The sequence below is a fragment of the Megamonas hypermegale genome (assembly GCF_900187035.1).
In the GTDB taxonomy this organism is placed as follows: domain Bacteria; phylum Bacillota; class Negativicutes; order Selenomonadales; family Selenomonadaceae; genus Megamonas; species Megamonas hypermegale.
On the sequence record NZ_LT906446.1, the window covers coordinates 1,323,629 to 1,347,231 of the forward strand.

Annotated in this window: 24 protein-coding genes and 1 pseudogene; 13 read left to right on the plus strand and 12 right to left on the minus strand. The window is 34.0% G+C overall.

Annotated elements, in window-relative coordinates:
- Position 1: 1 nt before the first annotated feature.
- The 5 genes and pseudogenes from rnmV to metG form a co-directional block, all read right to left on the minus strand.
- Positions 2-547 carry a ribonuclease M5 gene (rnmV, locus tag CKV65_RS06270; RefSeq protein WP_027890332.1) on the minus strand — a complete coding sequence of 182 codons (546 nt, stop codon included), beginning with the start codon at positions 545-547 and terminating at the stop codon, positions 2-4.
- A 156-nt stretch (positions 548-703) separates the two neighbouring features.
- A pseudogene (locus tag CKV65_RS06275) lies at positions 704-844 on the minus strand (zinc ribbon domain-containing protein); the annotation flags it as partial.
- Positions 845-1,501: 657 nt separating this feature from the next.
- Positions 1,502-2,491, minus strand: coding sequence for a 3D domain-containing protein (locus CKV65_RS06285; protein ID WP_027889821.1), 990 nt, complete (start codon positions 2,489-2,491; stop codon positions 1,502-1,504).
- Between the two features lie 262 nt (positions 2,492-2,753).
- The gene (locus tag CKV65_RS06290; RefSeq protein WP_027889822.1) at positions 2,754-3,518 is read right to left on the minus strand and encodes a TatD family hydrolase; all 765 of its coding nucleotides are present in this window, start codon (positions 3,516-3,518) and stop codon (positions 2,754-2,756) included.
- Position 3,519: 1 nt separating this feature from the next.
- Positions 3,520-5,463 (minus strand): methionine--tRNA ligase, encoded by a 1,944-nt coding sequence (metG, locus tag CKV65_RS06295; protein WP_027889823.1) that lies wholly within the window; start codon positions 5,461-5,463, stop codon positions 3,520-3,522.
- A gap of 333 nt (positions 5,464-5,796) precedes the next feature.
- On the opposite strand from metG, the gene rplU reads away from it, so the two are divergent.
- The 13 genes from rplU (at position 5,797) to CKV65_RS06360 (ending at position 17,613) form a co-directional block, all read left to right on the plus strand.
- Positions 5,797-6,108: a 50S ribosomal protein L21 gene (gene rplU, locus CKV65_RS06300; RefSeq protein WP_027889824.1), complete on the plus strand. Its 312-nt coding sequence runs from the start codon at positions 5,797-5,799 to the stop codon at positions 6,106-6,108.
- Positions 6,108-6,428: a ribosomal-processing cysteine protease Prp gene (locus CKV65_RS06305; RefSeq protein ID WP_027889825.1), complete on the plus strand. Its 321-nt coding sequence runs from the start codon at positions 6,108-6,110 to the stop codon at positions 6,426-6,428. The genes rplU and CKV65_RS06305 overlap by 1 nt, the downstream gene beginning before the upstream one ends.
- A 5-nt stretch (positions 6,429-6,433) precedes the next feature.
- Entirely contained in the window at positions 6,434-6,712 is a 279-nt protein-coding gene (rpmA, locus tag CKV65_RS06310; RefSeq protein WP_027889826.1) for a 50S ribosomal protein L27, read from the plus strand.
- A 254-nt stretch (positions 6,713-6,966) separates the two neighbouring features.
- Entirely contained in the window at positions 6,967-7,500 is a 534-nt protein-coding gene (locus CKV65_RS06315) for a hypothetical protein (RefSeq protein ID WP_027889827.1), read from the plus strand.
- 13 nt (positions 7,501-7,513) lie between these two features.
- Positions 7,514-8,059, plus strand: a complete 546-nt coding sequence (locus CKV65_RS06320; protein ID WP_036254516.1) for a biotin transporter BioY — start codon at positions 7,514-7,516, stop codon at positions 8,057-8,059.
- A gap of 5 nt (positions 8,060-8,064) precedes the next feature.
- Positions 8,065-9,198, plus strand: a complete 1,134-nt coding sequence (locus tag CKV65_RS06325) for an acetyl-CoA C-acyltransferase (protein WP_027889829.1) — start codon at positions 8,065-8,067, stop codon at positions 9,196-9,198.
- 2 nt (positions 9,199-9,200) lie between these two features.
- Positions 9,201-10,424: an AMP-binding protein gene (locus CKV65_RS06330; protein WP_027889830.1), complete on the plus strand. Its 1,224-nt coding sequence runs from the start codon at positions 9,201-9,203 to the stop codon at positions 10,422-10,424.
- A gap of 176 nt (positions 10,425-10,600) precedes the next feature.
- On the plus strand, positions 10,601-11,668 hold the full coding sequence (locus CKV65_RS06335; protein WP_027889831.1) for a branched-chain amino acid aminotransferase: 1,068 nt from the start codon (positions 10,601-10,603) through the stop codon (positions 11,666-11,668).
- A gap of 232 nt (positions 11,669-11,900) precedes the next feature.
- On the plus strand, positions 11,901-12,365 hold the full coding sequence (locus CKV65_RS06340) for a Fur family transcriptional regulator (protein WP_027889832.1): 465 nt from the start codon (positions 11,901-11,903) through the stop codon (positions 12,363-12,365).
- Complete coding sequence (gene hemZ, locus CKV65_RS06345) at positions 12,362-13,846, plus strand: coproporphyrinogen dehydrogenase HemZ (protein ID WP_027889833.1); 1,485 nt, start codon at positions 12,362-12,364, stop codon at positions 13,844-13,846. Before CKV65_RS06340 ends, hemZ begins: the two co-directional genes overlap by 4 nt.
- An 18-nt stretch (positions 13,847-13,864) precedes the next feature.
- Entirely contained in the window at positions 13,865-15,130 is a 1,266-nt protein-coding gene (hisS, locus tag CKV65_RS06350; RefSeq protein ID WP_027889834.1) for a histidine--tRNA ligase, read from the plus strand.
- Between the two features lie 68 nt (positions 15,131-15,198).
- Positions 15,199-17,001, plus strand: a complete 1,803-nt coding sequence (gene aspS, locus CKV65_RS06355) for an aspartate--tRNA ligase (protein WP_027889835.1) — start codon at positions 15,199-15,201, stop codon at positions 16,999-17,001.
- 75 nt (positions 17,002-17,076) lie between these two features.
- A complete protein-coding gene (locus CKV65_RS06360; protein ID WP_071601703.1) occupies positions 17,077-17,613 on the plus strand; it encodes a TetR/AcrR family transcriptional regulator in 537 nt (178 codons plus the stop codon).
- A gap of 81 nt (positions 17,614-17,694) precedes the next feature.
- Here the strand turns inward: CKV65_RS06360 and CKV65_RS06365 are convergent, their stop codons facing one another.
- From CKV65_RS06365 to CKV65_RS06395, 7 genes are all read right to left on the minus strand, one after another.
- Positions 17,695-18,816 carry an ABC transporter permease gene (locus CKV65_RS06365; RefSeq protein ID WP_027889836.1) on the minus strand — a complete coding sequence of 374 codons (1,122 nt, stop codon included), beginning with the start codon at positions 18,814-18,816 and terminating at the stop codon, positions 17,695-17,697.
- Positions 18,813-19,556 carry an ABC transporter ATP-binding protein gene (locus CKV65_RS06370; RefSeq protein ID WP_036254518.1) on the minus strand — a complete coding sequence of 248 codons (744 nt, stop codon included), beginning with the start codon at positions 19,554-19,556 and terminating at the stop codon, positions 18,813-18,815. Before CKV65_RS06370 ends, CKV65_RS06365 begins: the two co-directional genes overlap by 4 nt.
- 3 nt (positions 19,557-19,559) lie before the next feature.
- Positions 19,560-20,267, minus strand: a complete 708-nt coding sequence (locus CKV65_RS06375; RefSeq protein ID WP_051177591.1) for an ABC transporter ATP-binding protein — start codon at positions 20,265-20,267, stop codon at positions 19,560-19,562.
- Positions 20,260-21,243, minus strand: coding sequence for an HlyD family secretion protein (locus tag CKV65_RS06380; RefSeq protein ID WP_027889837.1), 984 nt, complete (start codon positions 21,241-21,243; stop codon positions 20,260-20,262). Before CKV65_RS06380 ends, CKV65_RS06375 begins: the two co-directional genes overlap by 8 nt.
- Before the next feature lie 165 nt (positions 21,244-21,408).
- Positions 21,409-22,209, minus strand: coding sequence for a bifunctional hydroxymethylpyrimidine kinase/phosphomethylpyrimidine kinase (thiD, locus tag CKV65_RS06385; RefSeq protein WP_036254520.1), 801 nt, complete (start codon positions 22,207-22,209; stop codon positions 21,409-21,411).
- Positions 22,210-22,362: 153 nt separating this feature from the next.
- Complete coding sequence (locus tag CKV65_RS06390; protein WP_027889839.1) at positions 22,363-23,193, minus strand: Asp23/Gls24 family envelope stress response protein; 831 nt, start codon at positions 23,191-23,193, stop codon at positions 22,363-22,365.
- 143 nt (positions 23,194-23,336) lie between these two features.
- On the minus strand, positions 23,337-23,597 hold the full coding sequence (locus tag CKV65_RS06395; protein ID WP_027889840.1) for a stage V sporulation protein S: 261 nt from the start codon (positions 23,595-23,597) through the stop codon (positions 23,337-23,339).
- Positions 23,598-23,603: the final 6 nt, after the last annotated feature.

Consider the following 23,603-nt stretch of genomic DNA (forward strand, 5'->3'; position numbering starts at 1 on the left):
TTCAATTATCTTCTTTATCCAACTGCGCCAAAGCTTTTTCAAATTCATCTCTAGTCACGCCATAATTATTTAAACGACGCAAAAAAGTCTTAGCATTGGCAAAGCCAATACCTAAGATTTCGCCCACTTTAGCACGGCGCAAACTAGCGCTTTGTGAACCATTTAAACCATTTAAAATTAAATCCTTAGCACTAAATTCATTTGAAGGTTCAATTTCTGCTGTACGAACCTTTGCTAATGCTTTTCTTATAGCTTCAGGTTTTGCCTGTTCAACCCCGATATCATCATTAGCTGTAGCTTCTTGAGCAGGAATGAATGCATGCTTAGCATTCGGAAAGCGTCTTACCAAATACGAACGAATTCTTTCCCCTGCTGAATCCGGGTCTGTTAAGATAATAATGCCTCTTTTTTCATAAGCTGCTTTTATATTCTTTATCGTTCGTGGCAAAAGATTAAAACCTTCCGTTATAATGCAATCAGCTTCTACAGCTTTATTGATTGCTACAACGTCCATTTTCCCTTCAACTACTAGTACTTCTTTTATCATAAAAAACCTTCTTATCTTTAATTTTTTTCAACATTCGTCTAGTATCTGAACCTCCCACGATTAAAGTCGCAGGGTTCTCGGTCAAGTATTCTAACGAATACAGTATCTCCGAGCTATCCCCATAGTTCCTACGGTTCTTGTATATGTTATTCAAGATTAAGCTATGTTTAATATTCTTAATCCTTCATCTCTAATATTTATAGCTGCATTTACATCTCTATCGTGATGTGTTTTACATTCAGGACAGTTCCACTCTCTAACATTTAAATCTTTTACTTCAATATTTTTATACCCACAATATCCCACGTATTATTTCCATACTATCATCTAATATAATCATGACATATGTATAGCAATATAGCAAGTGTTTATATATTAACTGCCTATTTTAAATAACATATACAAGAACTGTAGGTTCTGCTTTAGTCGTATTATGAGGTCTCGTTCATATAGAAACGCTACTTTCTATACAGTTCTCTTATGAACTTCCGTTACTTTCGTAACGGCACAGACTATATCTTATCCCTCAGCTTTACCTGTTAGAGTCTGTCCACTTCCTCAGTCAATAGCTTACTGAGTACTTCCCTCAAGAGGAATAATCGTTGAACGTTCTCCTATTCGGAGCTTCGCTGCTGATTGTCCATTTTTCAACACTTAGGATTTAACCTTATGCTATATATCTGATTTTTTCTGCTTTCGCCACATTCACGTTTAACTTTATTTCATGTTTACGTTGTAGTTCAGATATCTTTAGGGCTTTCCAGCAATTCAAACAGTATTGGATAGATCTTAGTCTATCTCTACGTACATATTTCTATATACGCTGACTATTTTGTTCGCCTAACTCATGATTAAAATCACAAGTGTGCGGTTCACAATAATCAAAAATAAAGATTAAAGTGAAGAAAAATAATCTATAAAAAAAGCCTGTATCCCTTGATACAGACTCATTTATTAATCTAAAATATAAACTTCTACACCACGACGACCAAAATTTATGGCTTGTGTATAATCTTCCATACACAAATCAATTGTATAGCCATTTACAGCTCCGCCAGTATCAGCGGCAATTGCTTCGCCATAACCAGGAATATACAAGCGGGTACCAAGTGGAATTACTCTAGGGTCAACTGCCGCTACACCATAGCGTGCTGGAATACCCAAAGCAGTATAGCCACTACCACCACCATCATATGGCAAATATGCACTAGCTTCCATGTACAATACTTGTGAATAAGAACGGAACCCTACACTTTTTTGTGCTACTGGTTCAGCAATACCTTCACGCACAACTTGGTCTCTTACTCTAACAAGTTGCGTTGTCTGCATTACTTCTTCGTCTACTTTTACACCATTGTGATATTTTTCTCTTACTAACAAACGATTAAGACCGTTTCTGCCTGCTTGTTCTACTTCTTCAATTCCTTTAATCAATGAACTATCTGGTTCTTTTATTACATTATATGGTTGAACTTCATCTTTTAATACTAATCTAGTTGATACATTTAATACTTTGATTGTGGAGTTAGTATTTATCTGAGCATTCTTATTCTGGTCTACAAAATACTTATCTTCATCTAAATTTAAAGAAGACATCAATTCTCCCACTGTTTTTTTAGCTGTTTTAATAGTTTTTGTATTCCCATCAATTTCAATATTTACAGGAACAGCGCGATTTACGGTAATAACAGAATTATCCCTCACATCACCTGTCGATACACTGTAATCATCATTTTCCTGTAAGTTAATACCTGCTTGTTTTAATATACTTTGTGGATTGTTATAAACTGTACTGATTACCTTTTGATTACCATCAGCTACAACTGTAATATTCTTATTCGTACTAGCAAAACCAGTTAAAGTTGCCATTACAAAACACAAAACAAAACCAATTGTAACTTTACGCTTTGTAGCGTCATGGCTAAATAGGTTTCTTAAATCCATCAAACTCCTCCTTTTCGGAAACCTATTATACCAATATTTTACACTTTTGTCAAATTTTTACATAAATATGTAACATTTTTATCTGTAAAATTGTAAACATATTTTTCCTAAAAGCCCAATAAAATCAAGCTTTTCCAGCTATATTTCTTTAAATTATTTTCTGTAATGTACAAATGTATTTCTCGTTATAAAAGACACAGTCATATGTAAAAAATATACAAAAAACCTTGCTTAGATATAAACACTAAGCAAGGTTTTTTTATCAATCTAAATTAAATACGTTTATAGCGTTTTGTGTCGTTTGAGATGCTACCTCTTCAAAAGAAATGCCTCTGACTTCTGCTACTTTTTCTGCTATATATTTTACATAAGCAGGCTCATTACGTCTGCCACGTTTTGGCACTGGTGCAAGATATGGGCTATCCGTTTCTAAAAGCAATCTTTCAAGTGGAATTTTAGCGATGATTTCTGGTAATTTCGCCGCATTTTTAAATGTAAGCGGGCCATCTACACCCAAAAACCAACCCATTTTTAATAATTCTTTTGCCATTTCATAGCTACCTGAAAAACAGTGAATTGAACCTGTAAGCCCTCTGCCTTCTTTTTTCAATATTGCCATGGTATCGCCATGAGCATCGCGGTCATGGATACTAACTGGCATATGCATTTGACGAGCAACATCGAGTTGACGAATGAAAATTTCTTGCTGTTTTTCGCGAGAAGCATTTTCATAATAATAGTCAAGACCGATTTCACCTAGCACTTTTACTTTTGGATGAGTCATCCACTGTGCCAAAGTATCATAATCGCCTGGCATTAAGCTGAGAGCTTCTTGGGGATGAACACCCGCTCCAGCATAAACGCCATCATATTTTTCTGCTAATTTTATAGCATTACTTGATGAAACCATCGTATCGCCCATGGTTATAATGCGAGTAACACCGTATTCTTTAGCACGAACGACCATTTCATCGCGGTCTTCATCATATTTTACATCATCTATATGTGCATGTGTATCTACAAGCATTTTATTTCACCTTACTGCCAACAGGCATAGAAGTTTCTACAACCTGTAACTGGTCACCTTTTGAAGCTGCAAGCAACATGCCTTGAGACATTACACCGCGCAATTTAGCAGGTTTCAAATTAGCAACTAAGATTACATGTTTGCCAATTAAATCTTCTGGTTTGTAGAATTTAGCAATACCAGATACGACTGTTCTTTCTTCATCACCTAAAGAAACTTGAAGTTTTAAAAGTTTTTCTGTTTTTGGCACTGGTTCTGCTGCTATTATTTCTGCTACACGTAAATCAACTTTAGCAAAATCATCAATAGCAATCATATCGCCATCTTCTTTAGCTGGTGCTTCTTTTTCTTTTTTAGCTTTAGCTTCTTTTTTAGGCTGTTCTTTTACTTTCTGTTCTGGTTTTTCTTCTTCAATTTCAATACGTGGGAATAATTGTTCTGGTTTGTTGATTTTAGTTCCAACTACAGTTTTACCCCATGTTTCAATATCACTTATGCGAACATCAGCAAAATCTTGTGCAATATTGAGCTGACTCCACATCTTGCCAGCAGTAGTTGGCATGAATGGTTCAATCATTACACTTATTATGCGTAAGCTTTCTGCTAAATCGTATAATACACGATTAAGTTCTGCTTTTTTGCTTTCATCTTTGCCAAGTACCCAAGGAGTTGTTTCATCAATGTATTTATTGCTACGGCTGATAAAGGACCATACGAGTTTAATGCTATCGCTAAGCTTCATATTATCCATGTAATTTTTGTAATCAGCAACAGTTTTCATAGCATCATCTATTAAAGCTTGGTCAACAGGACGAATTTCACCTGGCTGTTCAATAATGCCACCATTATATTTATTAATCATACTCAAAGTACGATGTAAAAGATTTCCGAGGTCATTTGCTAAATCAGAGTTAATTCTCTGAATTAAAGCATCGCGTGAGAAGTTACCATCTTGACCTAAGTTAATTTCACGAAGTAAGAAATAGCGAATTGCATCTGCACCAAATTCATCAATTAAACCGATTGGGTCAATTACATTGCCTTTGGATTTACTCATTTTATCGCCATCAACTACGAGCCAACCATGACCGTATACTTTTTTAGGAAGCGGTAAATCAAGTGCCATTAAGATTATAGGCCAAATAATTGTATGGAAACGAACGATTTCTTTACCTACAAGATGTAAATCAGCTGGCCAGAATTTCTTGAATTTTTCTGGGTCATCTAAATAGCCGATTGGTGTCAAGTAGTTTGTAAGTGCATCAAACCATACATAAATGACATGTTTAGAGTCGATTGGTACAGGAATACCCCAATCAAAAGAAGTACGAGAAATGCATAAATCATCAAGTCCCTGTTTAATGAAGTTAATCATTTCATTGCGACGAGATACTGGCTGAATGAAATCAGGATGTTCTTCAATATATTGAAGTAAACGGTCAGCATATTTAGAAATCTTAAAGAAATAAGCTTCTTCAGCTACTTCTTTTACTTCACGACCGCAATCTGGGCATTTGCCATCTACGAGTTGGCGTTCAAGCCAAAAGCTTTCGCATGGAGTGCAGTATAAGCCTTTGTATTCACCTTTATAAATATCGCCTTTTTCATAAATGCGACGGAAAACTTCCTGTACTACTTTTTCATGGCGTTTTTGTGTGGTACGAATAAAATCATCATTAGATATATTTAAGCGTTTCCACAAATTCTGGAAACCTGCTACAATCTTATCTACATACTCAATAGGTGTAACACCTTGTTCTTCTGCTTTCTGTTCAATTTTCTGTCCATGTTCATCAGAACCTGTCAAGAAAAATACATCAAAATCAGATAAACGTTTATAACGTGCAATACTATCAGCAATAGTTGTACAATAAGCATGACCGATATGCAATTTTGCACTAGGATAATAAATAGGCGTAGTTATATAAAATGATTGCTTAGCCAAAAATAATTCCTCCCTTAATAAATCTTTTATCTATTATAAAACAAAAAAGTGTGTTGTTACAATATAATATGATAGTATGCAAAAATCTTTCAATAATTTATATTAATTTTAAGCACTTAAAATATAAAAATAAATTCATTTTAGTTTCGTATGAAATATCTTTATAACATTGATTAAAATAACATAATATATATTGACATATATAAGTATATTATGATAGAATTTCAAGATGTAAACCTTAGAAAATAAGGTTTACCAACCGCACAAAAAGGTTTTAATAATCGCAAGATTAACCGTATTTGGCGAGTATTTTAAGAGGTAGGTGTAAATTTAATGTACGCTATTTTCCAGACAGGTGGCAAACAATACCGCGTTAGCGAAGGTGATGTTATCACTGTAGAAAAAATCGAAGCTAACGAAGGCGACGTTGTAACTTTTGACCAAGTTTTAACAGTTGTTAATGATGCAGATGTTAAAGTTGGTACTCCAGTTGTTGAAGGAGCTAAAATCACAGCTAAAGTTGAAAAACAGGATAAAGCTAAAAAAATCCTCGTTTTCAAATACAAAGCTAAATCCAACTATCGTCGTCGTCAGGGTCATCGTCAGCCATTTACTAAATTAACTATTGAAAAAATCGAAGCATAATGATTAAAATATCTGTAATGCGTCAAGATGACGATAAAATCATCGGTCTTTCAGTTGAAGGACATGCAGGGGCAGGCGCATATGGTCAAGATATTGTATGTGCAGCGGTTTCTGCATTGGCTCAGTCAGTTATTTTAGGTTTGGCACAACATTTACATCGTGATGTAGATTACGATGTAAAGCCCGGATATTTAAGTATAGCATTAAAGGCGGCTCCCGATGAGCTGACTGAAGCGGTATTTGCTGTTGCTATACTTGGTTTTGCGGAAATAGAGAAATCTAATCCGAAAAATGTACGACTTCTAAATATCAGGAGGTGAAATCAATGTTCAATTTTGATTTACAGCTTTTCGCTCATAAAAAAGGTGTTAGTAGCACTCGTAACGGTCGTGATAGTGAATCTAAACGTCTTGGCGTTAAAGAACACGCTGGCACAGTCGTTACAGCAGGCAGCATTTTAGTTCGTCAGAGAGGTACTCATTTCCATCCAGGTGCTAACGTAGGCATCGGTAAAGATGATACTTTATTCGCTAAAATCGCTGGACGCGTTGCTTTCGAACGTAAAGGTCGTTACAACCGTCAAATCAGTGTTTACGCTGAATAATAAAGAAATTAGGCTCATATTCAATGAATATGAGCTTTTTTTTATTGCTTTTTTCATATAAATAAAGTATAATATCTATGAATAGAGCAAAGAGTTATCTTAGACTAACCAACAAGCTCCTAATGAACACTACACCCAAAAACCCCTTCTTTTTGGGTGTTTTTTTTTACGAATATCGTCAACTTATATTTTATCCTAAGTTGACTAAAAATATTATATTGCATATAATATGAACAGAAAAGGCAGGTATACATATGATACAACTGATACAAACTCTAGCAAACTGCGATAAAAGCTTTTTTTCTGGTTGGATTTTAGCTCATGCTAAAATTTTACTTCAAGATAAAGCAATTCATTACAATAATAATTTAGTCAACGCTACTAAACAAAGAGCTTCATTTTTAGTCACAGGAACAGATGAAAACAACGCTGTGCAACAAAGTTTAAAAGTGTTACTACTTTTGCCTAAAACGAAAGCAAATACAATTTCGCAAAAAACAGAAAAAATTGGTTCTTATTTATTTAAACAAAAATTTTCTACAGCTCAAATAAACGATTATATAAATTTATCTGGCGATAAAAACATCATTCATCAAGGCGAAAATCCAATCGTACCTGGCTTGATGATGGTTTTATACTTATATGAAAAATTCAAAGACCAAACTAAATGGGATATAAGATTCCTCTATCCTGTACACGCTGATGAAGAAGTATTTTTTTATCAGCAAAATACTACTATAAATGCTTATGTCAATGATATATTAGTTTTTACAATAAAATTTAAATAGATAGGTGATTTCAATGTCAAATAATTCTTCAATGAACAAAACTTTAGAGATGACGCGACTGGCTCTGCTCGTTGCCATGAACTGCGTTTCAGCTTATATCATCATACCATTGCCGTTTTCTCTATCGCCAATAGCACTGCAAACATTGATTGTAAATTTAGTCGGATTTTTGCTTCCGCCAAAACAAGCTTTCATTACCATGCTCATTTATATTTTAGTCGGTCTTATCGGTATTCCTGTATTCACTGGTGGCACAGGTGGCCCAGCTAAATTATTTGGCCCTACTGGTGGATATATCTTCGGTTTTATGATAGCTGTTACAATTATCGCTTGGCTCAAAGGCAATACATATAATTTTAAACGTTTTGCTTTAATCGGCATCTGTATCGGTATTCCTGTAATTTATATTATCGGCGCATTACAATTAAAATTCTTAACTGATATGAATTGGGAAGCTGTATTTTTAACAGGTGTTTTACCATTTATTCCTCTTGATATTGTAAAATGTCTCGTTGCTGCCATTTTAGCTAAACCAATTCTAAAAATCTTCAACAGGTGATAAATATGAACAACGTATATATCCTAGGTGGTTTACGCAGTTATATCGGAATTTGTAACGGCATTTACAAACACATTCCAGCAGAAATTCTCGGCGCTCAAGTCCTAAAAAAAATTGTACAAAAATATAAATTAAATACGATTGATTATATTATCGGCGGAAATGGTGTCGGAGCTGGTGGCAATATTACCCGTTTGATGGCACTAGAAGCAGGTATGGATAATTCTATACCTGCTTTTACTGTAGATATGCAATGTTGTAGTGGACTAGCGAGTATTTCAGTCGGTGCGGATAAAATAAAAGCTGGCAATGCTGATTTAATAATCGCTGGCGGTTTTGAAAGCAATTCTACACAACCACGGCGCAGTTACAATCCCAATCATCCAGATTATAAAGATGATACGTATTATTCCAGTGCTAAATTCATGCCCCATATTCACAGGGAAAATATCATGTTAGAAGGTGCCGAACTCACAGCACAAAAAGAGCATATAACTAAAGAAGAAATGGATTTTTGGGTATTGCGCAGCCATAAATTAGCACTTGAAGCGCGCATTAATAATTATTTTAAAGATATAACTGTAAGCATAAATAATTCTAAAAAAGATGACGGCATTCGCCCACGCATGAGTCAAAAATTATTAGATAAAGTTCCTAAAATATTGCCGAATGGAAAATTCATCACAGCTGCTAATGCTTGCTTAATCAATGACGGTGCAGCTTTTGTCGTTCTCTGTTCAGAAAAATATCTAAATGAGCATCATTTAAAACCCATGGCTAAAATCATAAATTCTTGTGATTGTGGCGTTGAACCTATGTTAAGCCCTAAAGGTGCTATCGCTTCTTTAAATAAAATATTGCAAAAAAACGATTTAAAACCGAATGATATCGATATTTTTGAAATCAATGAGGCTTTTGCTGTAATAGATGTTTTATTTGCCCGCAACTTTAAAAACTGCATCGACAGATATAATATTTTCGGCGGTGCATTGGCATACGGTCATCCTTATGGTGCTTCTGGCGCAATCATTCTGCTTCATTTGTTGACAGCTTTAAATCTGCGCAATGGTAAATTAGGCTGTGCTACTATTGCTGGTGCTGGCGGACTTGGCAGTAGTATGCTCATTGAAAGGATTTAGCTATGAATTATTTAGATTTAATTTTACAACAACAGCAAGATAAAATAGCAATAATTACAGACGATAATCAATATACGTATGGCGAATTAGCACAAAAAGCTAAAAATATCCGCCAAACAATCGTTCTTACAGCTAAAAGACGCCCTATTTTTATTCATGAAGATAAAATCATTGACCAATTGATATCGTTTTTAGCGTACAGTGGCACAAATCACATACCGATAATCGCCACTGATGCCAGCAAAAATCAAGAATTCATCATAAAAGACATTCCAGAAAATGCTTGTATGGGTGTGATGACTTCTGGTTCTACTGGTAAAAGTAAATTATTTTGGCGCAATTATAATAGCTGGGCAGATTTTTTCCCTATTCAAAACAAAATTTTTAATATCAATAAAGATACTGTCATTTTTTGTCAAGGTAGCCTTGCTTTTACAGGTAATTTAAATATATATTTAGGCGTTTTTGCCTGTAGCGGAACTGTCATCGCTACAGAGAAATTTCGTCCTAAGAATTGGCTTGATTTGATGACAAAATATAAAGTAAACACCATATATTTAATACCTACTAAATTATTGCTTTTGCCTAAAATTGCTACGCTTCCTAATACGCAAATAAAACAAATTATCTCCGGTTCTCAAAGCATGAACAAGCAAGATGCTATAAAACTAAAACAGATTTATCCTAAAACTACCATCACACTATATTACGGTGCTAGTGAATTAAACTACATCACATATATCAACGATATTGATATGACAGAAGATAGAACATCTGTAGGCAAACCTTTCACCGATGTAAAAATTACTATAAAAAATGAAGAAATCTTCGTAAATACGCCGTACCATGTAGAAGGTATATCTCTTCCTTTTTCGCTAAAAGACAAAGGCTATATTGATACAAACGGCTCACTTCATTTTCTCGGGCGTAAAGACGATATTTGCAATATCAATGGATTGAAGATATCTACGAGCAAAATAGAAAATGCTCTAATAAAAGTGTTTCAAACTAATGAATTAATTGTTATACCTTCACATAAAAATGACTCTGATACATTAAAAGCTTTTATTGCTGGTGAAAAACAATTTACTAAACAAGAAATTTTAAAATCATTAAAACCATATTTAACAGATTTTGAAATGCCTAAACAATTTATCTATCTAAAAACTCTGCCTAAAAACGAAAGTGGTAAAATAGATAAATTAAAGCTACAATCATTAATGTAAGAAAAATATATACTTTTTGTAAAAAATTCAAGGATAAATACTGCTAAATTAATAGTAAATTATATTTCCCATAAAAATAAACGCAACAAATTGTGTAAATATGTAAACTTTTTTCTTGACTACAACCTAGATAAGAGTTACAATTAAAACACTATTAATTTAGGGAGATGTAATTTATGGTTAAATTTGTAGAAGCTAAAACATTGAAAGATAAAGTAGATGTTTCTACTATTGGTTTTGGTACTCATTTCACTGATTATATGTTTGAAATGACTTATGATGAAGGTCAAGGATGGCATGATGCCCAAATTATTCCTTATGAAGATATAAAAGTTAGCCCTGCTAATGCTACACTTCACTATGGTCAAGCTATTTTCGAAGGTATGAAAGCATTCCGTCAAGGCAAAGATGTTGTTATTTTCCGTACAAAAGACCATTTAAATCGTTTAAATAATTCTGCTAGAATTTTGGATATTCCACCAATTGATGTTGATTTAGTATATGATGCACTTCATCAATTAATCACAATTGAAAAAGATTGGGTTCCTGCTCAGAGAGGACAAAGCTTATACATACGTCCATTTATCTTTGCTGACGACCCATACCTCGGTGTAAACGTAGCTAAAAGATATAAATTCTACATCATTCTTTCTCCTGTTGCTGCTTATTATGCACATGGTTTTGCTCCTGTAAAAATCATGGTTGAAGACCATTATGTTCGCGCAACAAAAGGTGGTCTTGGTGAAGCTAAAACTCCTGCTAACTATGCAGCAAGCCTCCATGCAGGTCTTGAAGCTCATAAACATGGTTTTGACCAAGTATTATGGCTCGATGGTATACAGCATAAATACATCGGTGAAGTTGGTTCTATGAACATCTTATTTAAAATCGATGGCAAAATCGTAACTCCAGCTCTTGATGGTACAATCTTAAACGGTGTAACAAGAAGAACTGTTCTTGCTGTTGCTAGAGATTGGGGCATGGATGTAGAAGAACGTGCAATCTCCATTGATGAACTCGTTGAAGATTATAAAAACGGCAAACTTGAAGAAGTATTCGGTTCTGGTACTGCTGCTGTTATTTCTCCAGTTGGCGTACTTGGCTATAAAGGCGAAGAAATGGTTATCGGTGATGGTAAAGTTGGCCCATTCGCTCAGAAAATGTTCAACTACATCACTGGTTTACAAAGTGGCTTAGAAAAAGACGTTCACGGCTTTATCGATAAAGTAACTAGTGTTGATTAATTTTAATAAACTAGCCTTAATATAAAAAAGTAGCTTTTCGTTATAAATCTTATAGCGAAAAGCTATTTTAATTTAGGTAAATAGTGTATAATAAAAGTTCTGGTATTTAGACAAAAATATAAATTGAATGATATAATATATGAAAGAGTTTGCTAAAAGCTTTGTAATGGTACTATATTTTTGTTAAAATATATGTATTTGAGGACTAAATACATGATAAGGGGGCGTTATTGTGCCTGTTAAAATAACTATGGAAGATTTAAAACGTAAACTTGCTGGTCCGCAGTACAAATTGACACCACAAAGAAAAACTGTCCTTCAAATTTTTCTTGATAGACCAGGTCAACATCTCAGTGCTGAAGATGTACATTTTATTTTAAAAGAAAATAAATTTGAAATTGGTCTTGCTACTGTATATCGCAGTTTAGAATTATTAACTGAACTAAATATCTTAAACTATCTAGACTTTGGCGATGGTTGCCGTCGCTACGAATTAAACGAAGCTAGTCCAAATGAACATCAACATCATCATTTAATCTGTCTTGACTGTGGCAAAGTAATGGAATTTGCAGATGACCTTCTCGGTGATTTAGAAGCAACAATCTCCCAAAAATGTGATTTTCATATCATTGACCATCAATTAAAATTCTTTGGTTACTGCAAAGAATGTCAAAAAAAGCGTGAACAAGAATCGTGATAATTAAATCTTTTTATTTAAATAGTACGCGTGAAATTATCGTAAAAATCGTTAAAGAAATTTTAGTATTGTTTAAAGTAAATATAGATGAAAATGCTACTTATGCCGATTATGACAGACTAGAAATCATCAATGAAGTATCCGAAGAAAATAGGTCTGTTAAAACCACCTTAATACTTCATAAAGATGATAAAACACTCTCATTTAATCGCATAAGCTATTTGCATGCCGATGAAAGTGTAAAAGCTGGCATAAATCGCTTAATAAAACTCAATTTATACCATATTTTCTGTGAAGATTTACGAAAGAAAACAGCACCTTGGGGTATTCTCCATGGTGTAAGACCGACAAAAATTGTACATCGTTTCATGGAAAACGGTTTAAATCGTGAAGAATTAATCAAACGCTTAAAAGATGATTATGAAGTAACTGCACCAAAAGCCAATCTCATCACAGATATAGCTTATTTGCAATTACCGTTTTTAGAAAAAGCACGCGACCCGCGCTTGATAAGCGTATATGTAGGCATACCATTTTGCCCATCTCGCTGTCTATACTGCTCTTTTCCTTCAAGCATCTTGCCAAGCGATGAAGTTACAGCTAAATACTTAAAAACACTCAGATATGAAATTGAACAAATTAAAGCTTTAATTGACAAATACGATTTCAAAGTACAAACCATCTATGTTGGTGGTGGAACGCCAACCAGCTTAAACGAAAATGATTTTGATGATTTATTAGCACTCGTTGCAAAATCTTTTAAAAGTGATTATTTAGAAGAATTCACTGTTGAAGCAGGCAGACCTGATTCTATAAATTTAGAAAAAGCAAAGTCTATTGTAAAATACGGCGCTGATAGAGTCAGCGTCAATCCTCAGACAATGCAGGATAGAACCTTGCGCTTAATCGGACGAAGACATTGTGCCGATGATATCATTCGCGCATTTAAAGATGTGCGCAAAGCAGGTATTAAGCATATTAATACTGATTTAATAATCGGTCTTCCTGGTGAAAATGAAGCCGATGCTACAGATACTATCAAAAAAGTCATTGATTTACAGCCAGATGATATAACACTACATGCGCTCGCTTTGAAAAAAGGTTCTGAGTTAAAACTTATCAGGGACAATATCGTTTTACCTGATGACGAAACCGTTCAAAATATGTCAGCTATTATGACGAAAGCTGTTGCTGATTATGGACTTATCCCTTATTATATTTATCGTCAAGGATATATGAGCGGCCAACTTGAAAATGTAGGTTGCAGCCGAAAAGGCAGTGAAGGCATCTACAACATTCAGATTATGGGCGAACGTCAAACGATTTTAGGCGTCGGCGGTGCAGCCACTAGTAAAATTGTTTATCCAGGCAAAAGATTGCAAACTTCTTTCAATGCAAAAGATTTATATACTTATTTAAATAGTATAGATAAATATATTGACCGCCGTAAAACTCTTTTAAAAGATGCTTATGGCGAATGAACTTGAGGTGATTTTTTTATGTTAACGAAGGCTCCTCGTGGAACCCGAGATATACTTCCTGATAAAGTGGGAAATTGGCTTTATCTCGAAAACTTAATTAGAAAATTATGCGGTCAATTTGGTTACCGCGAAATCAGAACTCCTATATTTGAACACACAGAATTATTTCAGCGTGGTATAGGTGAAACGACTGATGTCGTTGAAAAAGAAATGTATACTTTTACAGATAGAGGTAATCGTAGCATTACACTTCGCCCTGAAAATACTGCTGCTGCTGTTCGTTCTTATCTTGAAAATAAACTGTATGCTGATACTAATTTATGTAAATTATTTTATATCGGTTCTATGTTCAGATATGACCGTCCACAAGCAGGTCGCTATCGCGAATTTCATCAATTCGGCGTTGAAGCTCTAGGTGAAGCAAATCCAGCTGTAGATGCAGAAATAATTTCTTTAGCAGTACAATTCTTGCAAGATTTAGGTCTTAAAGATATTAAATTATTATTAAACTCTGTAGGCTGTCCTAAATGCCGCCCAGTTTATCGCCAAAAATTACAAGAATTCTTTAAACCTGTAATCGGCGAAATGTGCGAAGACTGCCAATCCCGCTATGATAGAAATCCAATGCGTCTATTAGACTGCAAAAATGAAAAATGTAAAGAACTCGCTCAAGGCGCTCCAGCTATAACAGATTGCCTCTGCGATGAATGTAATGAACATTTCCATAAAGTTCAAGATTTCTTGACTGCTGCTGGCATTGAATTTGAACTTGACCCAAGTCTTGTTCGCGGTCTTGATTATTATACAAAAACTGCATTTGAACTCAAATATATACCACTCGGTGCTCAAAGTGCTGTACTCGGCGGTGGACGCTATGATGGTCTTATTGAAGAATGCGGCGGTAAACCAACACCAGCTGTAGGTTTTGCAACAGGACTTGAACGTGTTTTATTAGCACTTGAAATGCAAAATTTATTACCAGAAACAGTTTATGGTACAGATATTTTCATCGTAGCACTCGGTGACTCTGTACAAGCAAAAGCATTTGAAATTTTAACTAATTTGCGCAAAGATGGTTTTGAAGCTAGTATGGACTTTGCAGGTCGTAGCATGAAAGCTCAAATGAAACAAGCAAATAAATCTAATGCAAAATTTACTGTTATTTTAGGCGAAGATGAGTTAAAATCTAATAGTGCAGTTGTTAAAGATATGCAAAACAGCACACAAGAAACTGTTTCACTTGATGATTTATTTGCTACATTAAAAGCAAAATGTCATAAATAAGCAGTCTCTTCTCTTTTAGATATGAGATAATCATACAAACAAAAAATTATTGAGGTGGAATTTTACAAATGGAAACAATGGAAGGTATGACTAGAACGCACCATTGTGGTGAGCTACGTGCTCAAAATGAAGGTCAAGAAGTCGTAGTATGCGGTTGGGTATCTCACCGCCGTGACCATGGTGGACTTATTTTTATTGATTTACGTGATAGAAGCGGTCTTGTTCAGCTCGTTTTTGCTGAAGATAGAATCGGTGCTGACCAATTCCCTAAAGCAGAATCTCTTCGTTCTGAATTCGTAGTTGCTGTTCGCGGTAAAGTTAGCTTGCGCGATAAAGAAACTATCAATCCTAATATGGATACAGGCGAAATCGAAATCTATGCTGAAGAATTACGTATTTTAAATAAAGCAATGACTCCGCCATTTTACATTCAAGATGGCATTGATGTTGATGAAAACGTTCGTTTAAAATATCGTTATTTAGACTTACGCCGTCCAGAAATGCAAAAAAACATCATGCTCCGTCATCGTGTTGCAAAATTAATGCGTGATTACATGGACAAACATGGCTTTTTAGAAATCGAAACACCTATGCTTACAAAAAGCACACCAGAAGGTGCTCGCGATTACCTCGTACCTAGCCGTGTAAATCCTGGTAAATTCTATGCTTTACCACAGTCTCCACAGATTTTCAAACAGCTCTTAATGGTTGCAGGCTATGAAAAATATTTCCAGATTGTTCGCTGCTTCCGTGATGAAGACTTACGTGCAGACCGTCAGCCTGAATTTACACAGCTCGATATTGAAATGTCTTTCGTTGACCAAGAATATATCTTGACATTGATGGAAGGCTTAATGCAGACAATCTTTGCAACAATCGGCGAAGAAGTAAAAACTCCATTCTTGCGTATGACTTGGGACGAAGCTATGGAAAGATATGGTTCCGATAAACCAGATATCCGCTTCGGCATGGAACTCATGGACATCTCCGAATACGTAAAAGGCTCTGACTTTAAAGTATTTAAATCCGTTTTAGACAACGGTGGACAAGTAAAAGCTATCAAAGTTGATGGATATGCAAATATTCCTCGTCGTGAACTCGATGGACTCGTAGAATACGCTCAAAGATATGGCGCAAAAGGTCTTGCTTGGATTCAATACACTGAAAAAGAAATTAAATCCCCATTCAAGAAATTCTACAGCGAAGAAACATTCCAGAAAATCAAAGAAGCAACAAATGCTCAAACTGGTGACTTATTACTCGTAGTTGCTGATAAACCACTCGTAGTTGCTCAAGCTCTCGGCGAATTACGTTTGGAAATGGGCCGTCGTCGTGGTCTCATCAACGAAAACGAATATAAATTCCTCTGGGTTGTTGACTTCCCTATGTTTGAATACGATGAAGAAAACAAACGCTGGAAAGCTATGCACCATCCATTCACAGCTCCACGTGATGAAGATGTTCAATACTTACTCTCCGACCCAGGCCGCGTAAAAGCAAAAGCATACGATATGGTATTAAACGGCGTAGAAGTCGGCGGTGGTAGCTTGCGTATCTACAATAGCGATACACAAGAAAAAGTATTTGAAGCTATCGGTCTTACTCCAGAACAAGCTCATGAAAAATTCGGCTTCATGCTTGATGCATTCAAATATGGTACTCCTCCACATGGTGGCTTAGCATTCGGTCTTGACCGTTTAATCATGCTCATGGCAAAACGTGGCTCTATCCGCGACGTTATCCCATTCCCTAAAACACAAAGTGCTAGCTGCTTAATGACTCAAGCACCATCTGAAGTTGACTCTAAACAGCTCCGTGAACTCTCCATTCGCACTGCTGTAGCTCCAAAGAAAAAAGCAGAAACTAAATAATCTATTTTCATAAATAAAAAACAGACTTTGATTTTATACAAAGTCTGTTTTTTTATGACATAAGGAGATGACTTAATGACCACAAAAGAAAATATCATTGAAGCATTTTGGAAAATATACGCTCATAAACCACTTGAAAAAATTACTATACAAGAACTTATGGATAAAGCAGGTTACCATCGCAGTGTTTTTTACGTATATTTTAAAGATATATATGATTTACTAGAACAAGAAGAAAATGATATTATTGATAAATTAAATGAAATACTACCATATATTTTTTACAGTATAAAAAATAATCATATTTTACCCAATATAGATACAAAAATATATAATTTATTTAAAGAAAACTTCCCTAAAGTAAATATTTTATTTGGAATCCACGGTGATTTGTCCTTTATTTTTAAAGTAAAAAAACTATTTGCCAAAATTTTATGCGATATAATGCAACTGCCAACAAATGACTATAAAACTAATCTTGCAATTGAATTCTTTATTAACGGTCATTTCAGTGCCTTATTATATCTATATAAACATAGCAATAAAATAAATCTAGTAGACTACTTAAAAATAATTATCCCTATTTTTAACACCTTATTTAAACAAAAATAATAAATATTATCATATTAATATATCAAAAACAGTTAAAGTTTAAGCTTTTATTATTTATTTTATAAAATTAGTTAATGTATTTTAAACAAGCGATTTCTTAAACTTCCAAATGCTTATACTTAACATGATTATAGAAAATACAATTAAAAATACCGTAGGCTGATATAAATATTCTATACCGTTTCCTTTTAAAAAAATACCCCTTGTAATTTGTACAAAATGAGTCATGGGTATTATCATACTAAAATAATAAAAAAAATCAGGCATTGCTATGCGTGGAAACATAAAACCAGATAATAAAATACTAGGAAGCATTACAAAAAAAGATAATTGCATAGCCTGCATTTGATTTTGCGCTATGGTTGAAATAAAAATTCCCAACGCTAAACATGCTATCATAAAAATCGTACTTAAAATATAAAGTAAAATAATACTGCCTTTAAACGGCACATTGAAAAATACTACTCCAATAATCGTAGCTATTGTTATTTGCACATATCCCACACAAATATACGGTATAATTTTACCAATTATTAATTCTAAAGGGCGTAGCGGTGTTATTAAAAGCTGTTCTAAAGTACCCTCTTCTCGTTCACGCACAATAGATATACTAGCCGCCATAACAAGAGTCATAGTCAATACAATACCTATAATTCCTGGAATAATATAATATGCACTAATAAAATCAGGATTATACCATGGACGAATACGCAAATCATATACACCACTTACTATATTTTCCTTATTAGAAATTTTCTCTAATTGAAACTGTTGTAATTTTTGCTGGATAGCAAGCTGTGCTGTACTAATTGCTGATGTTGCTGCCATATTATCACTAGCGTCTACAATAAGCTGAATTTGCGCCGACTCTCCATGTTTAATATCACGTACCATATCTGGCGGAAATATAATCCCCACTACAGCTTGTCCTGAATTTATTTTATCATTAACTTCTGCCATACTATTTGCCCTATATTTTATATCATAATAATTTGTAGCAACAAATATATCAAGAAGTTCACGACTTTCCTCTTGTCTACATTGGTCAAAAACAACTGTCGGTATATGTTTTACATCCGTATCAATAGCAAGACCAAATATAATAATCTGTACAATCGGTAACATTATCAGCAAACGCAACATTATCACATCTCGCCGTAACTGAATAAATTCTTTATATAACATAGCTTTTAATCTGTTCATACCATATCCACCGCCTTTTGCCTTACCAAATAAGCAAAAACTTCATTTAATGAAACATTTTGCTTAGGTACAATTTGCTTTATTTGCATCGGAGTAGCATCTATCAAAAGCCTTCCCTGATGTAAAAAACCAATACGATGACAAAGTGCTGCTTCTTCCATAAAATGAGTTGTTACAATAATTGTCACACCTTTTTGCGCTAAAGATTGTATAATCTGCCAAAAATTTTTTCTAGCTCTAGGGTCAGCACCACTGGTCGCTTCATCTAAAAATAATAATTTAGGTTTATGAATAATAGCACAACCTAAAGCCAAGCGTTGACGCCAACCTCCTGTAAGATTTTTTACAAATATATTTTGTTGTTTCACTACACCTGCCAGTTCAATTATTTCTTCAATACGCGTTGCTAATATTTCTTTATCAACACCATATAAACCAGCATAAAATTTTATATTCTCTAAAACTGTTAAATCAGGATAAAGTGAAAATTTTTGTGACATATAACCTATCTTACTTTTAATTTTCGTCAAATCATGAATATCGTAACCTAAAATCCTAATTTTACCATTTGATGGTGGTACCACTCCACAAAGCATACGAATAGTTGTACTTTTACCCGAACCATTAGAACCAAGCAAACCATATATGCAGCCATATTCTATTTTTAATGATAAATTATCTACAGCGATAAAATTGCCAAAATTTTTTGTAAGATTTTTTGTATAAACTGCATAATCCATGATTTATTCGCCCTTTTCTGTTAATTTAAAATAAATGTCTTCTAAATTAAAACCTTTATTTTGCTTTTGCAAATCAGCTAAACTACTATTTATTAAAATTCTACCATTATTCATTAAAATAATTTCTCTACAATAATTTACTTCATCAAAATACGGTGTAGTTATAATCACTGTCGTACCTTGCTCATTTACCTGTTGAAATAACTCCCATAACTCCTGACGCGACACCGGGTCAACACCTGTTGAAGGCTCATCTAAAAGCAAAAATTTCGGTTCATGCACAAGTGCTGCTGCTAATGCTAATTTTTGTTTCATTCCACCAGATAATTTTCCTGCTAAGCGTTTTTTAAACTGATATAGCCCAACAAATTTTAAAATTCGTGCACAGTTTTCCTTTGCCTCATCTTTATTCATCCCATACAATGTTGCAGATAAAATCATATTTTCATCAACGCTCAAATTTTTATACCAACTAAATTGTTGTGCCATATAACCAAAATATTTTTTTTGCGTTTTAGGTAACTGTCCATTAATTAAAACCTGCCCCCTATCAGGTATAATTAACCCTATTATACTTTTTAATAACGTTGTCTTACCAGCTCCATCGCCACCTGCTATTATCATCATAGCTTTATCTGCTATTTTTAATGAACAATTAGATAAAGCCCTTACTTGTCCAAAATTTTTGCTAATATTATTTATTTCAATCACAGAAAATCACATCCGCTGGCATACCTGCTTTTATTTTACTATCAATATTTTCAATTTTAATTTTTACAGCAAAAACCATATTTGCGCGTTCTTCCTTAGTAATACTTTCTCGTGGTGTAAACTCAGCTTCATCACTTATCTCAATAATTTTACCTGTAAATTTTTCTTGTGGAAAAGCATCCACCATGAGCTCAACTTTTTGTCCAATATATACCTTGCCTAAATCCATTGTAGAAATATACACTTTAATCCAACAATCTTTTAAATCAGCTATTGTTATAACACTTTCTCCTGCATTTATATATTCATTGTTTTCAAAATTTTTGCTAATAATAACACCACTTACTGGACTATATAAATTCATATTATTTACTAAATCTTCATTTGCCTTAGCTGCTGCAATCAAACGCTGTACTTCCGCTACCTGCGCTACTATTTGGTCTTTACGTGTTCCTTCCATCACTAAATCATAATTGGCTTGTGCTGACAAATAATCTTCTTTTGCTACATTATTAGCCTCATGAGCATTATCAAGTTCCTGACGACTAATACCACCTACAGCATATAGTTGTTCATTACGATTTAAATCTGCCCTTGTCTTATCATAAACAGCTTTTGTTTTATCAATCTGAGATTTTGCCATAAAAATTTCTTGTTCTCGTGCTCCTCTTTGCATATCGGCTAAAGTTGCTTGAGCTACCTGTACTGCTTGCCAAGCACTTTCATTTTGCCTTTGTAAATCTTCTCTATCTATTTGACAAACAAGAACACCTTCTGTCAAAAAATCTCCTTCTTGATATGATAAATTGCGTATATAACCAGCAATCCGTGGCGTTACATCATATTTAGTCACTTCTACTGTACCACTAGCTGTTAATTTGTTTTCTTCATTAAATTCATAATAACAATACAAAGCACTTACCACTATTATTATTAAAACAATTAATATACATACAGTAATTTTTCGCTTATTCATAAATTCACCTACTTTCTACTCTTAACACAGAACAACCTAAACTGACATATTTATTATAACAATTCTAATAATAAAATTTTTAACCCTTTTATATAAAACTACATTTTTAAAAATTTTGTATAAAAAAAGATGTTACACTTACTCGTGTAACATCTTTTATCTTATTTATCTAGTTTTCCAATGAGCTAATGCACCTGTAAATTCATTGATTTTAAATGAATTTGCCACTGCTTTATCTATAAAGTTTTGTGCTGCTTTAAATGCTTCATTAACGCTCAAACCTTTTGCAAGTCCTGCCGTTATAGCAGCTGAGAATGTGCAACCTGCTCCGCTATTGTATATATTCTTCTGCTTCAATTTACGCTCAATAGTAAAATCTTTACCATCGAATAATACATCAACCATATAATCGCCTTCTACGCGGCTACCTGATTTTATGATGATATTCTTAGCACCTAATTTATTGATTTTAATACAAGCTTCTTTGATATCTTCTACCGTTTCTACTTTTTCCATATCAGCGATATATGCCGCTTCTACTGTATTCGGTGTTACTACATCAGCAAACGGTATTAATTTTGCCTTAATCGCTTTTGCTGCTTCTGGCACCATTATAGCATCTATGCCTTTACATACCATAACCGGGTCAATAACAACATTTTTGAAATTATATTTTTTTATAGCTTCTTCTACTGTATCAACTAATTTAGCTGAGCTCAACATACCTGTTTTCATAGCATTTATACCAATGCCATCACCTACAGTTGCTAATTGTCTTTTAACCGTATCCAATTCAATTGGAAAGATATCATGTGCCCAATCTTTTGGATTTTGTGCCACGATAACGGTAAGGACAACCATACCATATACGCCCATCTCTTCAAATGTTTTTAAATCGGCTTCCATACCTGCTCCACCTGAAGTATCAGAACCTGCTATTGTTAGTGCTTTATAATTTTCTGCCATCAAATCAACCTCATTTGCAAAATATTTGTTTAAAATTATAATTTCCACTATTATAAAAGTCAATCAAATAAGTAAAAAATCCATTAATTGTATCGATACAAAAAAAGATAGTTAAATACAAATTTAACTATCTTCAATATACTCAATATTTATTTATGCAAAGCGCAATCCTTTTACAATAATATTTATATCATGAACAATCATACCCGTCATATATTCTATTACTTCTTTAATTTTCTTTTGAATAGCACGAATTAATGTCGGTATATGATTACCATATTTCAACACAACTTGAAAAGAAAGTTTTATACCTTTGTCTTCTCCATCTTCCCAAATATGTGTTAGATGAATATGACTCGGTTTAAAATCAAATGTTTTATCTTTAGCAATGTATTTTATAATCTCTACAATAGTAGTATCATCAATTATCAAACGTCCATAATAACTGAATATAGGGCGTACGATAGATTTTTCACCTAAACGACGTCGTTTTGTACTCGATTTTTTGAAAAAAGACTGTATTGGGTCTACTAAATAACCAGAAAAATGTGATTTAAGTTCTATCGTTGGTACTGGAATTATATGTTTACCCTCTTTATTGCGATAAAATTGCGCCTTTGCCATTTCTGCTTTTGTAGCTATATCAGCAATATTTATGATTTTGCTAATAGGTGGCAATTCAAGCGCTTTATCAATTCTATGCACCATGTTTTCTGATGTACCTAAAATTAAAATTCGCTCTGGCTTTACTGTTTTTATTGCTTCTTTTACTTCTTCAGCATGACCAGGAACAACAAAAACGGCTCTCCTTATCGCCATTATTTTACTTGCTTCTCGTTTAGCAGAATGTCCCGCTATTATTTTATTATTTTTAATTAAAATACCATCATCTATAATAGCATCAGCTTTATTTTGGCGCGCGACCATTAAAGCTCGATGTGATTTTCCTGTGCCACTAGGACCGACTAAGGCTATAACATCCATACAGACTAACTCCTTTACAAATATTTTTTGAATTTTTCGTTATTTATATTAAATCTAATCTGCTTATATAAATTCCTAATAATTACAATAGCTACTCCCATTCGGCAGATATCTGCCGAATGGGAAACCACATGTAATTGTCCTTATCTTGGTTCAACAATAAGTTTTATTGCTGTACGCTCTTGTCCATCAATCTGAATATCAGCAAAAGCTGGTATACAAATCAAATCTATACCATGTGGAGCAACAAAGCCGCGAGCAATCGCTACAGCTTTAATAGCTTGGTTAAGTGCACCTGCTCCGATAGCCTGCAATTCAGCAGTTCCAGATTCTCTCAATACTCCTGCTAATGCACCTGCAACAGAATTTGGATTGGATTTTGTTGATACTTTTAAAACTTCCATGATTAG

Bases quoted from the DNA above. Each gene is read 5' to 3' on its own strand.
- aspS (WP_027889835.1), top strand. From the start codon at position 15,199: ATGGAAACAATGGAAGGTATGACTAGAACGCACCATTGTGGTGAGCTA.
- CKV65_RS06305 (WP_027889825.1), top strand. From the start codon at position 6,108: ATGATTAAAATATCTGTAATGCGTCAAGATGACGATAAAATCATCGGT.
- CKV65_RS06315 (WP_027889827.1), top strand. From the start codon at position 6,967: ATGATACAACTGATACAAACTCTAGCAAACTGCGATAAAAGCTTTTTT.
- CKV65_RS06285 (WP_027889821.1), bottom strand. From the start codon at position 2,491: ATGGATTTAAGAAACCTATTTAGCCATGACGCTACAAAGCGTAAAGTT.
- CKV65_RS06365 (WP_027889836.1), bottom strand. From the start codon at position 18,816: ATGAACAGATTAAAAGCTATGTTATATAAAGAATTTATTCAGTTACGG.
- CKV65_RS06380 (WP_027889837.1), bottom strand. From the start codon at position 21,243: ATGAATAAGCGAAAAATTACTGTATGTATATTAATTGTTTTAATAATA.
- CKV65_RS06390 (WP_027889839.1), bottom strand. From the start codon at position 23,193: ATGGATGTTATAGCCTTAGTCGGTCCTAGTGGCACAGGAAAATCACAT.
- CKV65_RS06320 (WP_036254516.1), top strand. From the start codon at position 7,514: ATGTCAAATAATTCTTCAATGAACAAAACTTTAGAGATGACGCGACTG.
- thiD (WP_036254520.1), bottom strand. From the start codon at position 22,209: ATGGCAGAAAATTATAAAGCACTAACAATAGCAGGTTCTGATACTTCA.
- CKV65_RS06290 (WP_027889822.1), bottom strand. From the start codon at position 3,518: ATGCTTGTAGATACACATGCACATATAGATGATGTAAAATATGATGAA.
- CKV65_RS06330 (WP_027889830.1), top strand. From the start codon at position 9,201: ATGAATTATTTAGATTTAATTTTACAACAACAGCAAGATAAAATAGCA.
- CKV65_RS06325 (WP_027889829.1), top strand. From the start codon at position 8,065: ATGAACAACGTATATATCCTAGGTGGTTTACGCAGTTATATCGGAATT.
- rnmV (WP_027890332.1), bottom strand. From the start codon at position 547: ATGATAAAAGAAGTACTAGTAGTTGAAGGGAAAATGGACGTTGTAGCA.
- CKV65_RS06370 (WP_036254518.1), bottom strand. From the start codon at position 19,556: ATGGATTATGCAGTTTATACAAAAAATCTTACAAAAAATTTTGGCAAT.
- CKV65_RS06395 (WP_027889840.1), bottom strand. From the start codon at position 23,597: ATGGAAGTTTTAAAAGTATCAACAAAATCCAATCCAAATTCTGTTGCA.
- rplU (WP_027889824.1), top strand. From the start codon at position 5,797: ATGTACGCTATTTTCCAGACAGGTGGCAAACAATACCGCGTTAGCGAA.
- rpmA (WP_027889826.1), top strand. From the start codon at position 6,434: ATGTTCAATTTTGATTTACAGCTTTTCGCTCATAAAAAAGGTGTTAGT.
- CKV65_RS06360 (WP_071601703.1), top strand. From the start codon at position 17,077: ATGACCACAAAAGAAAATATCATTGAAGCATTTTGGAAAATATACGCT.
- CKV65_RS06335 (WP_027889831.1), top strand. From the start codon at position 10,601: ATGGTTAAATTTGTAGAAGCTAAAACATTGAAAGATAAAGTAGATGTT.
- hisS (WP_027889834.1), top strand. From the start codon at position 13,865: ATGTTAACGAAGGCTCCTCGTGGAACCCGAGATATACTTCCTGATAAA.